Raw genomic sequence first — 14,381 nt, 5'->3', positions numbered from 1 at the left:
AATACCAGTAAAAGGAGTATTTTTACTGTTGAATGAATCGTATTTTGAGCTTATCGGAGCATTTTTATAGCCCAATTACACCTTTTAACTCATCCATTCGTCCTTTTGAAAGCGGGATTGAACTTTTTCTTTCGTCATCCAAAATTAAACTAAAGCTATTACGTGTCCACGTAATCACTTCTCGTACTCTTTGTAAATTAACGAGGTACGAGCGATGACATCTGAAGAACCCGAATCCTGTTAATCTCACTTCTAGTTCACTTAATGTTAATGCACATACGAAATCACCTTCGCGCACATGAATATGTGTCACTCCATTTTGTGTTTCAATGAAATGGATCTCCATCGGATCCAGTAAAATGATTTTATCGTTCACTTTCGCTGGTATTCTTTCCAGTTTCATTTGCGGAATCATTTGAACTACCTTTTCTTCATCTACTTCTTCAACTTCTTCTTGCTCTATTTCTATCTTTTTCACACCATCATTGTTTAATATGTACACATCTTCTGTCAGCGAAAGGGCATCTGATAAAAAGGAGGACGTAATAAAGATTGCCTTTCCTTGCTCTTTCATTTTCATAATCGCTTTTCGAATAATGATCGTACTCTCTGTATCGACATTTTGCTCTGGCTCTTCTAAAATAACTAAATCCGGATTATGAATCATAACTCGTCCAAGATGAAGACGGCGTTTCTCTGAAAATGACAATTTTTCTATTTTAACGTTCAACTTGTCTAGGAGGCCGACATATTGTACTACTTCTTCCATACTCATGTTGGATTCATAAAGCCCTAATATAAACTTGAAGTACTCCTTCACCTTCAAACGATCATATGCTTCATCTTTCAAAAAACAAAAGCCAATGCGGGAATAATTCTTCTTTCCAATCGCTGTGCCTTCAAATAGTACATTCCCAGTTGAAGCTTCTTCTTCACCGATAATGATGCGGTGCAACACTTTAGCTGTATGGTTATTACACTGCAAAACAACACATTGCCCTTTTTCAACCTTCAGTTCAACTGCCGGTAACTGGTTCGTCTTCCCTAACTGTTTCAACTCCAATAACGCCATTCCGTCTCCCCCAAATGTTTTTATCCTATTATACCAAACAATTAATGGAAAATTATGATATTTTAAACAAAAAAGAAGTAGGTATCAGGAAACCCCTGACACCTACTTCTTCACCATCAACTTTCCTTCATAATCATTCATCGTCTTTATTTCAATACCTTTATAGTAATGAGCGACTATATCTGTATATTTCTTACCTTCCGCTGCCATGCCATTCGCTCCGTATTGGCTCATACCGACGCCGTGACCGAATCCTTTCGTCGTAACGGTGATGTTATCCCCTTCTTGTTTCCACGTAAAGTCTGAGGAGCGTAAATCTAACTTTTCACGAACTTGTTTTCCTGTTAATGTTTTCCCTTGGAACTCTACATCCTTTACTCGCTTTCCTTCCGTAAGGTCTTTAATATTACCAACCTTTCCGTTTGCTAGTACTTTCACACCGAGACGTTTTTGAAAATCATCTACTGTGAATTTTTGCTCACTCGTAAATTTTGGAGAGGCTTGATCCCACGGACTATCTACGCTTTTCAAGTACGGATAATCATTTCCCCAATAATCAGCTGCATTTTCTGTTCGTCCGTTACTCGTTGAGAAGAAGGATGCTGAAATTGGTTTTCCATCATACGTTAAAACTTGTCCTGCAGTTTTCGAAACGGCTTCCTCAATTTTCTTTAAATTACTTTCGTAGTTATTACCCCATTGTTTCTTCAATTCCTCTTTACTTTTGTACACTTGATCTTTCACCGTATCTGTCACGTCCGCATTGTTTTTCTTACCTCCGCTTAGCATACGCTGCACTACAAATGTTCTTGCTGCTAATGCCTGCGCCTTTAGCGCCTCTATTTCAAAGCTGGCATTCATCTCAGAAGCTACTACACCGGCCACATACTCCTCCATAGGCAATGTCTCTACCTTCTTCTGCTGATCACGATATACAGCAACTTGAACCGCTGTATCCACTTTCCCTGGAGCTGGTATACTTTCTATCGCTGAAGGAGTTTTAGAAGCTGCCTCTTCCCCTACTTTTGCTTTCGCAAACGGAATAACAAGAGCAGCAGGTACAATGATAACGAGCGCTATTAAGAGCGCTACTGTAATGAAAAGCGGCTTTGAAAATTTCATCCTATTCCCCCAATATAAAGTGAAACTTTAATCAGTGGGGGGTTTTGTTCATCCCCCACTGATTATTAGTTGAACCAATCGGGCATTTACGGGCAGCCCGACTCCCACTTAACTTCTTTGCTTCAGCCGAATTTTGAGGTGGGAGTTTTACTGACCGTTAATGCGGGATAAAGTTGGATTCCTTTCATTCTTATGGAAATACGGGATCTTTTAGAACATACTTGGGGGTATCGATATAAAGTGAAACTTTAATCAGTGGGGTTTTACTGACCGCAAATAGTGGAATAAAACAAAAATTTTCTAAATATTTTCACTGAGACGTGCATAAGTATAGAATTTATTGACTATAACAGTAATAACCCAAAAAAAATAGCCCCTATGTCAAAAGACATAGAGACTACTTCAATTAAGCGTGAAGATCAGAAACTTCTTGTTCTTTCACTTCTTCTACTTTTTCGTTTACACGTTCAATAGTTGCACCTAATGCAGCTAATTTCTTATGGAAGTCTACATAACCGCGGTCAAGATGTTTTAACTCTGTTACACGAGTATAACCTTCTGATACTAAACCAGCTAAGATTAATGCTGCTGCAGCACGTAAATCAGTTGCGCCAACTTCAGCTCCTTGCAAGCTACTTGGACCGTTCATAATTACAGAACGACCTTCGATTTTAATATCAGCATTCATACGACGGAATTCTTCAACGTGCATAAAGCGGTTTTCGAATACCGTTTCTGTAATCATACTTGTTCCATCAGCATGTAGTAATAATGCCATCATTTGTGATTGCATGTCTGTTGGGAAACCTGGATGAGGCATAGTTTTAATATCAACCGCTTTTAACTTATCTGGGCCGATAACACGTACACCTTCATTTTCCTCAATAATTTTAACACCCATTTCTTCCATTTTCGCTGTAATTGAGCGTAAATGTTCAGGCACAGCATTTTCAATTAAGATGTCTCCACCTGTAATTGCCGCTGCAACCATGAATGTTCCTGCTTCAATACGGTCAGGAATAATAGGGTGGTTTGCACCATATAATTTTTCAACGCCTTCAATACGAATCGTTCCAGTTCCAGCTCCGCGTACTTTCGCTCCCATTGCATTTAAGAAGTTAGCTAAGTCAACAATTTCTGGCTCTTTCGCTGCGTTTTCAAGGACTGTTGTCCCTTTTGCTAATGTAGCTGCCGACATAATGTTTTCTGTCGCGCCTACGCTTGGGAAGTCTAAATAAATTTTAGCTCCTTTTAGTTCGCCCTCTACGTGTGCCTCAACAAATCCGTTACCAACTTTTACTTTCGCTCCCATTGCTTCGAAGCCTTTTAAATGTTGGTCAATTGGACGTGAACCAATTGCACATCCACCAGGAAGTGCAATACGAGCACGACCGTTACGTGCTAATAATGGTCCCATTACTTGAACAGATGCACGCATCTTACGTACATACTCAAATGGTGCTTCAATGTTTAATTCTTTAGAAGAATCGATTGTTACTTGGTTATTTTCAAATACGACTTCAGCATTTAAATGACGTAATACCTCGTTAATTGTGTATACATCAGATAATACTGGTACTTCAGATAGTACATTCTTTCCGTCACTCGCTAATAGGGCTGCAGCGATTATAGGTAATACAGCATTTTTTGCGCCCTCAACACGCACTGTGCCGCTTAACCGCTTTCCGCCACGGACGATGATCTTTTCCAAATTATTCCCCTCCGTGTCCTTTTTTCAGTATCTATTCACTCAATACTCAGAAGTTATGATCGGTGTGCCAACCACAATTGTATCTTTGTTGTTTGTAGAACGTATTGCTATTTGCACATTTATTTTCTCTCTATTTGTTGAAAGAGCGTCATTCCACTTTTTATTATATGCGGAGACTGATACAAATGCTCTTTCTTCTATCTGTTCGATCGCTCTTGCTGAAAGATCTTTCAAAACCTGATTGGTTTTATTTTGCAAAACACCTTCAATCTTATCATTCAGTACACCTTGAACACAAGTGTAAATTATAGGTTTTTCACTAAAAATTTTATCCATGTTCTGAACGTACTTCGGGTCCCATTTCGCCCCGCTCACTTCAAAAATAATAAAAGTGTTTTCTTTAGTATTTTCCTTACTCCAAGTTACTACTATTCGTTCTTCATGTGAAGAAGATTTTTTATAGGATGTAGCCTTATATCCATCTGGAGATTGTTCTAATTCCCAACTTTCGATGTTTGCCTCTTCCTTCACATCGTTTAACAATTTTTGAAACGTATGTATATTAGAAATTGTTTTCGTTTCTCGCGCTAACCATGACCACCGCTCTACTTTTGCATCGTTCTTCTCTAAAGCTGCAATCATGCTCTCCATTTTCTGTTCATCGCTTATAGGTTTCATCTCTTTATATCCAACCAAAAATAAAACAACACTTACGATAACGATAAGAATGGCTTTAAACTTCAATTTCATCCCCTCCTATCCCCATTGTTAACGGAGATATGAGGTTCTATACACTTACTTTACTAAATACGTTAAACTCTTTGAATAGCCTAAATAATCAAGGAAAAAGTTACTTACAGATGTCCCAATTGCAATTGTAATTAGGATAAGTAATACTCTCGTCTGCATCACTTTTCCAGACTTCATTAAGCGCTCAATGTGAATACCTTGTAAGGCCCACCACGTAATGGTAATAAACAATAAATGCGAAACAATGGCAATCAGTGCTTGTTGCCCTAAAAGATGTGCCAAAAAATCGACCCCTTTTTTTGCTTGGCTACTACTTACGCAAAATGTAAAAAACGATACCATAAATAAGTAGGAGCCACACTTTTTCAAACGTAAATAAGCATCTTACATCGTAATTTTCTCTCGGAAAACATATACCTATAGACGTTTTCATTTGCTGTTACTCCAAAATAAAAAGCGTAGAGTACGGACTCTACACCTTTTATTTCCACTATTGTACCACGTTCCCCAAGAAGAAGAAATCCTTCATTAATGGAAAATGTTCATAAAAGAAATTGTAACCAATCATCGGCATAATCCCTAGTATTACAATTGAAATTGCGCAAAGACTCATGACAATCTTTATATTTAACGGTAATCGGAGCTTTTCTTCTGTCTCTCCCTTGCGGAAAAACATTTGCTGTAATATTCGGAAATAATATACGAATGAAATAACCGTCGTCCCCATCATAATAGAAGCTAATACGTAATGAGCAGGTTCAACATGGAGTGCCCCTAAAAAAATGTTAATTTTTCCGATGAAACCTGCTGTCCCCGGTATTCCAGCTAACGATAAAATAAAGACCGTCATCACTATAGCTGTAAAGGGGGATCGCTTATATAACCCTGTAAAAATCGTCATGTTTTCCTTATCATTTTGTAAGATTAATCCGTGGATGATTGCAAATGCTCCTATATTCATAAGCATATATGCAAGCATATAAAACCACATACTATCCATCGTAAACTGCGATAGCGCTACAAGAGGGACTAGCAAATACCCAGCATGCGCGATACCTGAATAGGCAAATAGACGTTTTACGTTATATTGCTTTAATGCTACTACGTTCCCAACAATCATTGTAATACTAGCTAGTACCGCAATGTATATACTCATACGCCCGTACAAAGATTGTGCGTCTCCTTGGATTGCCACACCTGCAAACACCATAAGAAACAAACGCGTAATGAGTAGAAAACCAGCAATTTTAGAAATCGTTCCGAGAAAAGCAGTGACAGGTGTAGCCGCTCCCTCATACACATCTGGTGCCCACATATGAAATGGCACTGTTGCAATTTTGAATGAGAGTCCAACGAGCAAAAGTAGAAATGCGAGGGCTAACAATAACTGAATGCCCCCGGCCAATCCTTGCGTAAATGCCTTTTGCATTTCCAATATGTTGGTCGACCCTGTAATACCGTATAAATAGCTCATTCCAAAGAGTGTAATTGCTGTTCCAATTCCTCCGTTAATGACATATTTCATTGCAGCCTCATTCGATGCGCGGTTTCTTTTTCGGATTCCTACTAAAATATAGGAAGAAAGCGAAAGCAACTCTAAACCAACGAACAATGTGATGAAATCAACGCTTGAAGCCATGAACATCGCTCCAAGAAGCGCCATTAAAAACAAATAATAATATTCTCCTTTATCTTGAATAGGCTCCTTCTTGTCATCGCTTATTGCCATACATAAAACGAGAGCTGCTCCGCCTAATAACAACGTTTTAAATCCTTTTGAAAATCCATCTAGTACAAACGATCCATTTAAAATATCTCCTGCCGGTTCGCTATATAGCGTCATTAATGACACTATCGCTAACAAGGTAGCGGCAATTGCACCAATCGCAACGTACCTATGGTTTAGCTTAAAAAACAAATCACATATGGAAAGAAGGATGGCTGCCCCGAGAATAATGAATTCTGGTACCATGAGATGCCATGATAAGCTAAGTAACGTGTTCATATCCATCCTACTTCACCCCCAATGTTTTCAATGTAGTTTGAAGTGGATCCCCTAGTAGTTCTGGCATTACCCCAATTGCAATAATACAAACGATAAGCACTATAACAGGAACGTACTCCCATCCGTGTATATCAAATTTCGCTTCCCATTCTTTCTTACCAAATATCACTTGAAGTGTCGCTCTTAATACGTATACAGCGGTTAAAATAATTCCAATTACACCGGCAGCGGCAATAACAGGTTTCCCTTGGAATAAACCGAGAAAGGCAAGGAATTCGCTAATAAATCCGGACATCCCTGGCATTCCAAGCGATGCCATACCGCCCGCTAGGAAGAAACCGCTAAGCACCGGAACACTTTTTGCAAGTCCACCAAGTGCTGTAATATCCGAAGTCCCGAAACGCTCTTCAATAATGCCAAGCAAGAAGAAGAGTAAGGCCGCAATTAAACCGTGAGACACAACTTGGAACAATGCCCCTTGTGTACCTGGTGCATTTAACGCCGCAAGCCCCATTAATACAATGCCCATATGCGAAATACTAGAGTAAGCAAGTACCTTTCTAAAGTCCGTTTGGATGAGTGCTAGAAAGGCTCCATACAATAAATTAATTACCCCTAAAATCGCGATTAGCGTTGCAAAATCACGAAAATATTCTGGGAATAATCCTTTCCCGAAGCGAACAATACCGTACGCGCCAATCTTCAGCAAAACCCCCGCGTGAAGCATAACTACAGCAGGATGCGCTTCTATGTGTACATTGACCATCCAGCGATGCAAAGGGAAAACAGGGAGTTTAATCGCAAAAGCAATCATTATGGCAAGAAACAAGCCGAACTGTACGCTACTTGAGACGGCCATTCCTCCCCCAGCACCTACACTCGTTAATATTTCTTTAAGCTCCGCAATATTTGTTGTACCTGTTTTCGCAAATAAAACCGAGAAAACGATAAGTAAAATAGCTGATCCAATACCGTTATATATTAAATAACTATATGCAGCCTTTTCACTCGACAATTTCCCCCACTTGCCAATTAATAAAAACATTGGTGGCAACGTAATCTCAAAGAACATGAAGAACAACATTAAATTTTGAGCAGCGAAGACACCGAGCATACCTATTTCTAACATGAGTAACAGCATGTAGAATGCTTTCAAATTTCTTTTAATAGAAAATGCCGCAATAGCTGCAAGCATCGCTAGAAGGGCTGTGAGCACCATCATTACAAGCGATAAACCATCAATGCCGAGCTCGTAATAAATTGAAAACCACCTTTTGTCCACTGCTGTGAAATCCCCAAATTTAATCCATTTCACTTTTTCATCAAATATCGATAAACTCTTTCCTGAAGCGTATGTACAAGCAAGAACGATAGCAATTCCAAATGGAAGCGCCGTTCCGAATAAACCAAGCGCCTGCACTGTACGCGATTCTCGTTTCGGCGTTAATAAAAGCAAGAGAATTCCTAAAAGCGGGGAAAAAATGAAGAACGTTAATAGCAATCCATTCACCGTAAATCCCCTCCCGTATATAACAAAATAATTAGGAGAACTGCGAGCGAAACTGCTGTTACAGTTCCGTACACTTGTACATTCCCGTTTTGAAGCCGCGATCCTAGACCACTCATACCTTTAACAAGTCCAGCAATTAAAACTGCGATTCCTTCTACAACGTATACTTCAAATAAGCGAAGCACATGAGCGATTCCTTTCGTAATAGGAAGCACCGTCACATTGTATAGTTCATCCACATAATATTTTCCTTTCAAAAGGTTATAAAGAGGCGTCCCTTCTCCGCCGGCCCAATCTCTAGAGATAGATTTCTTGCCGTATATGAAATATGCAAGGGCAATTCCCGCAAATGAAACGAGCGTCGCAACAACCATAATCCAAACAGGTCCATGCACTTCCTTCACCTGGAATCCTATATCTTTCGTAAGCCAATCCCCAAGAAACGTTCCGAACCACGGTGTATTTATATAACCTGCCACTACCGCAAGAACACCAAGGACAATCATCGGATACGTCATTGTGCGAGGTGATTCATGCACCTCTTCCTCCGTCTTCGTTTCCCCTGTAAAAACAAGAAAGTATAGACGGAACATATAAAATGCTGTTAGAAATGCCGCAATTACTGCTAAAACGAATAGAAAGTAATTGCCATTCATCCAAGCCGCCGCTAAAATTTCATCTTTACTAAAAAATCCGGAAAGCAGAGGAACACCACTAATTGCAAGTGTGCCTATTAAAAATAGTGCACCGGTTACTTTCATCTTTTTCTGTAAACCGCCCATTTTATTAATGTTTTGCGTATGGACTGCATGAATTACGCTTCCTGCTGCCAGGAACAATAACGCTTTAAAAAAGGCGTGTGTCGTTAAGTGAAAGATACCAGCTACATAACCCGCCGAGCCTAGCGCAAGCATCATATACCCGAGCTGACTAACTGTAGAGTAAGCAAGAACCCTCTTAATATCAGTTTGTACTAGACCAATAGAGGCCGCAAAGATTGCGGTGAAAGCCCCAACGATTGCCACAGTTTGCATCGCTACCGCACTTGCTGAAAATAGCGGGAACATTGTCGCTACTAAATATACGCCGGCTGCAACCATCGTTGCCGCGTGAATAAGTGCCGAAACAGGCGTCGGTCCTTCCATTGCATCTGGCAACCATGTATGAAGCGGGAACTGACCCGATTTCCCCATCGCACCGATAAAAATTAATATCGCCGTTATTGTAATCATAGAAGGAGAGAGGTCGCCCGTATGAATCGCTTTAAAAATCGCGTCATATTCAAAACTACCTGCGTGCCAAAAAATTAATATCATCCCAATAAATAGCCCAACATCCCCAATGCGTGTCATAATAAAAGCCTTTTTCGCAGCAGCCTTCGCTTCTTCTTTAAAGAAATAAAAACCGATAAGTAAAAACGAACCAAGGCCGACTAACTCCCAAAATATATAAAGCTGTAATAAATTCGTCGATATAACTAGCCCAAGCATCGCAAAGGTAAAGAGCCCTAAATATGCATAAAAGGTTGGTAATCTGGTGTCACCTTTCATATAACCTTTTGAGTACACATGTACAAGAAAACTCACAAGCGTAACGATAAACAACATTAAAGCCCCTAATGCGGTAACTTCAAAACCAAATGATATATCTATATCTCCTACCCTAAGCCATACCCACTTATGCTTCACTGCCTCGGATGAAAACCGTTCTATTAGTACCACTACCGCGGATATAAAGGAGAGAAAGGTAAAGAAAATACCTAGTACACTACTTCCCTCTCTAATTTTCTTCCCGAACATAATAAGTAACAAAAACGAAACAAGCGGGAAAAGCGGTATGAGCCATGCATAATCGATCATTGTTTCCTTCCCCCTTTTCGGTCACAATGCTATCCTTTGAGCGTATCCATCTCATCTACATGAACTGTCGGGCGATTACGGTACAAAGCAATCAAAATTGCAAGACCTACCGCTGCCTCCGCTGCCGCTACAGACATCGTAAACAGCGAAAAAATTTGTCCTGTTAAATTCGGAAACAAGCCTAATTTACTAAACGCTACTAAATTTAAATTGGCGGCGTTTAACATCAATTCGATACAAACTAGTACAATTACTGTATTTCGCTTTGTTAAAGCTCCAAATAAGCCGATGCAAAACAAAATAATCGCAAGTGTTAAATACGCAGAAGCCGGAACGCTACTCATGGGAATCCTCCTCTCCCTCATCCTTCTTCGCAAGGATAATCGCTCCTACAAGTGCTACAAGTAAAATAACTGAGGTTAATTCGAATGGAATAATATATTTTGAATAGAGAAGTGTACCGATTTGAAGTGTGTTATTTTCATGGAGAGGTAAACTTCCTTGTGTGCTTTGATTTGAAAAATCGATACTATTAACAGCGAAATACATAACTGCTCCAAATGCTACAACCGCAAAGAAGATAATCCATTTTCGAAGAGTAAGGCGCGATTCATTTTCCGCGTTATGTTTCGTTAACATAATGCCAAAAATCATAATAATAGTGATTGCACCAGAGTAAAGTAAAATTTGTGCCACTCCGATAAATTCGGCTGATAAGAGAAAGTACAAACCCGCAATGCTAAGGAACGTAAGCACAAGGGCCAGCATCATATGCATTACTTTCGTTAAATTCAGCATAAGAACGCCGCCGATAATCGCAGACAAGGATAATATAAAGAAAGCTACAAACTCGCCATTCATGCTTTATTCTCCTTCCTGACGTTCTCGTCGTTCTCGTCAAGCCACTGCAAATTTTTAAATAAATCATCACGTGAATACTCTGCGAGTTCAAAGTTATTTGTCATTACAATCGCCTCTGTCGGGCAAACTTCTGTACATAAATCGCAAAGAATACAAATTTCAAAATTAATATCATACGTGTCGATAATTTTCCCTTTTTTCGTAGGATCAGGATGTTTTTTTCCTGTTAATTGAATGCAATCTGTCGGACAAATGTTGGAACACTGATTACAAACAATACATTTCTCTGGATAAAACTTTTGAATACCTCGAAAGCGGTCTGGTAATGGCAACGGTTGATTTGGATAATCATACGTCACCTTTTTCTTACTCAAATTACTAAGCGTATATTTTAACCCTTTAAATAGTCCTTTCATCTCTTGCTGGCACCCCCTTTATAGATTAGAAGAATAGCTCCTTAATCAATGCCGTTAAGAAAATATTTGCAAGTGCGATTGGTAATAATACTTTCCATCCAAACTCCATTAACTGGTCACCTCTTATACGCGGGAACGTAACGCGGAACCAAATTAATAGAAAGACCACACTGCTGAATTTTAAAGCAAACCATACGGCTCCTGGAATAAATCCAAGGAACATAACTGGATTCCATCCGCCTAAAAAGAGTACTGTAATTAAAGATGACATCCCGAAGAAATACACATACTCTGAAAGCATGAAAAACGCCCAGCGAAAACCTGAGTATTCCGTATGGTATCCTGAAACAAGTTCTGACTCCGCTTCTGGTAAATCAAACGGCGTCCTATTTAACTCTGCAACTGCCGCGATTAAGAAAATGACGAAACCGATTGGCTGTGCGAAAATGTACCATACCTTCTCCTGCGCCGCTACAATTTCATTCAAGTTAAGACTACCAGCTAACAAAACGACACCAATTACACTCATCACAAGTGGAATCTCATAAGAAATCATTTGTGCCGCCGCACGCATCCCTCCTAAAAGGGAATACTTATTATTTGATGCCCATCCCCCAGTTACAACTCCGATCGTCGTAATCCCAGAAACAGCAATGTAATACAGTAACCCTACGCCAATATCCGCGAACTGAAATTTATCGGTAAACGGGATAACCGCAAGTACCATAAATGCTGGTGCGAATGCAATAACAGGTGCTAATATAAACAACGGTTTATCAGCAGCTTTCGGAATGCTATCTTCTTTTAATAATAGTTTCAAAACATCAGCTACCGTTTGGAGTAAACCGAACCGGCCCCCAACTTGATTTGGTCCAATCCGTCCTTGCATAAATCCCATCACTTTCCGTTCTGCCAAAATACCGTATGTAACGAAGCCAAGGACTGCAAATAATAGAAGCACCGCTAACCCGAAAAAAATGAAGAAATTCGTCCAGCTTGAAGGTGATTGTAAGAGCGTCTCAATCATTAGCCGTCAACCTCCCCAAGTACAATATCAACCCCACCTAAAATCGTAATTAAATTGGCGATATTTTCACCTTTCAATAATTTCGGTAAGATTTGCAAATTATAAAAAGACGGTCTGCGAAATTTCAAACGGTACGGCTCTTTCTTTCCATCACTAGCAATATAACAGCCAATCTCCCCGCGTGGTGACTCTATACGGACAAACGCTTCTCCCTTAGGTGCTTTAATAATTTTCGGGACTTTCGCCAGCACAGCGCCGTCTTTCGGGAACTGCTCGGCTGCTTGCTCAATAATTTTCAATGACTCCTCAATTTCCTCCATCCGGCAAACGTAACGATCCCAAGCATCTCCCGTGCTCCCAACAGGAACATCAAAGTCAAAACGATCATAAATAGAATACGGCTCATCTTTGCGAAGATCAAAGTGGACTCCCGTGCACCGCAAATTTGCGCCGCTTAAAGAATACGAGATCGCCTCTTCCGCGCTATATACGCCAACGCCCTTCACACGATTTAAGAAAATTTCATTTCCGCTAACGAGGTCGTGGTAACCTGCCAATTGCTCTCTCATATACGGAACAAACTCTTTCACCTTTTCAATCCAGCCGTCTGGCGCATCCCACTTCACACCGCCAACTCTCATATAGTTGAAAGTAAGCCTTGCACCGCACAATTCACTTAATAAATTTATAATCATCTCTCGTTCACGAAAGGCATATAAAAATGGACTAACCGCTCCTATATCAAGCAAGTTCGTTCCCCACCAGACGAGATGGCTCGCAACCCTCCCAAGCTCCATCGCAAGCACCCGTAAATATTCAGCACGCTCTGGAATCTCAAGATCCATCATCGTCTCTACAGCGTGGCAAAGGACGTAATTATTCGTCATTGCTGATAAATAGTCCATTCGATCTGTATACGGGATAATTTGTGTATATTGCAAGCTCTCAGCAATCTTTTCTGTTCCGCGATGCAAATATCCGATAACCGGTGTAGCCTCTTTAATAATTTCCCCGTCAATCTTAATTACAAGCCGAAACACACCATGTGTACTCGGATGCTGCGGCCCTACATTTAAGAGCATCTCTTCCGTACGGATCACAAGCTACACCTCCACATCATACGGTTCATAATCTTTCCTAAGCGGATACCCCACCCAATCATCCGGCATTAAAATGCGAGATAAATTAGGATGACCTTCAAATATAATACCGAGCAAATCATACGCTTCACGCTCCGGCCAATCTGCCCCTTTCCAAAGCGGCGTCACTGATTTCACTTGCGGCGCTTCCCTATCCAGCTTTACCTTCACTGCTACTGACTGTTTCTTTCCATATGAAAATAAATGAACGTATACTTCCATGTGTGTCACAAAATCTGTCGCATGTAGCTCTGACATATAATCAAAAGCAAGTCCTTCATGGAATCTTAGCAATTCCATCACTTCATAATATTTCGAAGGCTCCGCCACAAGCGTTGGAACATCTTTTGAAAGCTTATTAATATAGGAATCTACTAATGCATATTCTCCTACCCTCTCCTTAACAACCTCCACATAGCGATTTAAATATGGTTGGTTAACTGATGGTTCTTCCTGTTGCGGTTCGTCTTCTATCTTATTTACAGATCCCTTTGCCCTTGCCGCAGCAGCGGCTTTCGCTTTCGCGGCTGCAATTGCCTTTGCTTTCTCATCTCCAGAATCCCCCTCACCTTGTGAGGCTTTCTGCTTCGCTAACGCTGCTGCTTTTGCTTTTGCAGCTGCTACAGCCTTTGCCTTCGCTTTAGCTTTTTCTTCGTCCGTTACTTCTTCTGACCCTTCTCGCTTCTGCTTCGCTAATACCGCTGCTTTTGCTTTTGCAGCTGCTGCAGCTTTCGCCTTTGCTTTAACTTTTTCCTCGTCCGTTACTTCTTCTGATCCTTCTCGCTTTTGTTTCGCTAATACCGCTGCTTTTGCGGCTGCTGCGGCCTTTGCCTTCGCTTTGGCTTTTTCTTCGTCCGTTACTTCTTCTGATCCTTCTCGCTTTTGCTTCGCTAGTGCCGCTGCTTTTGC

14 protein-coding genes are annotated in these 14,381 nt (G+C 40.4%); all 14 read right to left on the bottom strand.

What is annotated here, in order from left to right; all coding sequences use genetic code 11:
- Positions 1 to 64: 64 nt before the first annotated feature.
- Positions 65 to 1,072 (bottom strand): LytTR family transcriptional regulator DNA-binding domain-containing protein, encoded by a 1,008-nt coding sequence (locus ABH959_RS08500; RefSeq protein ID WP_404492450.1) that lies wholly within the window; start codon positions 1,070 to 1,072, stop codon positions 65 to 67.
- Positions 1,073 to 1,174: 102 nt separating this feature from the next.
- Positions 1,175 to 2,194: a stage II sporulation protein D gene (gene spoIID, locus ABH959_RS08495; protein WP_404492449.1), complete on the bottom strand. Its 1,020-nt coding sequence runs from the start codon at positions 2,192 to 2,194 to the stop codon at positions 1,175 to 1,177.
- A 406-nt stretch (positions 2,195 to 2,600) separates the two neighbouring features.
- A complete protein-coding gene (gene murA / locus ABH959_RS08490; RefSeq protein ID WP_002068497.1) occupies positions 2,601 to 3,905 on the bottom strand; it encodes a UDP-N-acetylglucosamine 1-carboxyvinyltransferase in 1,305 nt (434 codons plus the stop codon).
- Between the two features lie 39 nt (positions 3,906 to 3,944).
- Entirely contained in the window at positions 3,945 to 4,649 is a 705-nt protein-coding gene (locus ABH959_RS08485) for a YwmB family TATA-box binding protein (protein WP_002139032.1), read from the bottom strand.
- Positions 4,650 to 4,700: 51 nt separating this feature from the next.
- Positions 4,701 to 4,937 carry a DUF1146 family protein gene (locus ABH959_RS08480; RefSeq protein WP_002016201.1) on the bottom strand — a complete coding sequence of 79 codons (237 nt, stop codon included), beginning with the start codon at positions 4,935 to 4,937 and terminating at the stop codon, positions 4,701 to 4,703.
- Between the two features lie 208 nt (positions 4,938 to 5,145).
- The gene (gene nuoN / locus ABH959_RS08475; protein ID WP_404492546.1) at positions 5,146 to 6,660 is read right to left on the bottom strand and encodes an NADH-quinone oxidoreductase subunit NuoN; all 1,515 of its coding nucleotides are present in this window, start codon (positions 6,658 to 6,660) and stop codon (positions 5,146 to 5,148) included.
- Positions 6,661 to 6,667: 7 nt separating this feature from the next.
- On the bottom strand, positions 6,668 to 8,170 hold the full coding sequence (locus tag ABH959_RS08470; RefSeq protein ID WP_404492448.1) for an NADH-quinone oxidoreductase subunit M: 1,503 nt from the start codon (positions 8,168 to 8,170) through the stop codon (positions 6,668 to 6,670).
- Positions 8,167 to 10,029 carry an NADH-quinone oxidoreductase subunit L gene (gene nuoL / locus ABH959_RS08465; protein ID WP_113936197.1) on the bottom strand — a complete coding sequence of 621 codons (1,863 nt, stop codon included), beginning with the start codon at positions 10,027 to 10,029 and terminating at the stop codon, positions 8,167 to 8,169. The genes ABH959_RS08470 and nuoL overlap by 4 nt, the downstream gene beginning before the upstream one ends.
- Positions 10,030 to 10,058: 29 nt before the next feature.
- Positions 10,059 to 10,373 (bottom strand): NADH-quinone oxidoreductase subunit NuoK, encoded by a 315-nt coding sequence (gene nuoK / locus ABH959_RS08460; protein WP_000100081.1) that lies wholly within the window; start codon positions 10,371 to 10,373, stop codon positions 10,059 to 10,061.
- A complete protein-coding gene (locus ABH959_RS08455; RefSeq protein WP_001012819.1) occupies positions 10,366 to 10,890 on the bottom strand; it encodes an NADH-quinone oxidoreductase subunit J in 525 nt (174 codons plus the stop codon). Before ABH959_RS08455 ends, nuoK begins: the two co-directional genes overlap by 8 nt.
- Entirely contained in the window at positions 10,887 to 11,306 is a 420-nt protein-coding gene (gene nuoI / locus ABH959_RS08450; protein WP_000677191.1) for an NADH-quinone oxidoreductase subunit NuoI, read from the bottom strand. The genes ABH959_RS08455 and nuoI overlap by 4 nt, the downstream gene beginning before the upstream one ends.
- Before the next feature lie 25 nt (positions 11,307 to 11,331).
- Complete coding sequence (gene nuoH / locus ABH959_RS08445) at positions 11,332 to 12,333, bottom strand: NADH-quinone oxidoreductase subunit NuoH (protein WP_002068471.1); 1,002 nt, start codon at positions 12,331 to 12,333, stop codon at positions 11,332 to 11,334.
- Positions 12,333 to 13,433: an NADH-quinone oxidoreductase subunit NuoD gene (gene nuoD, locus ABH959_RS08440; RefSeq protein WP_113936196.1), complete on the bottom strand. Its 1,101-nt coding sequence runs from the start codon at positions 13,431 to 13,433 to the stop codon at positions 12,333 to 12,335. The genes nuoH and nuoD overlap by 1 nt, the downstream gene beginning before the upstream one ends.
- A 3-nt stretch (positions 13,434 to 13,436) precedes the next feature.
- Positions 13,437 to 14,381: NADH-quinone oxidoreductase subunit C (locus ABH959_RS08435; protein ID WP_404492447.1), on the bottom strand; the 945-nt coding region annotated here is incomplete at its 5' end.

Source organism: Bacillus sp. RC51, from assembly GCF_044908115.1.
GTDB lineage: Bacteria > Bacillota > Bacilli > Bacillales > Bacillaceae_G > Bacillus_A > Bacillus_A mycoides.
This window is presented reverse-complemented; position numbering and strand designations above follow the sequence as displayed.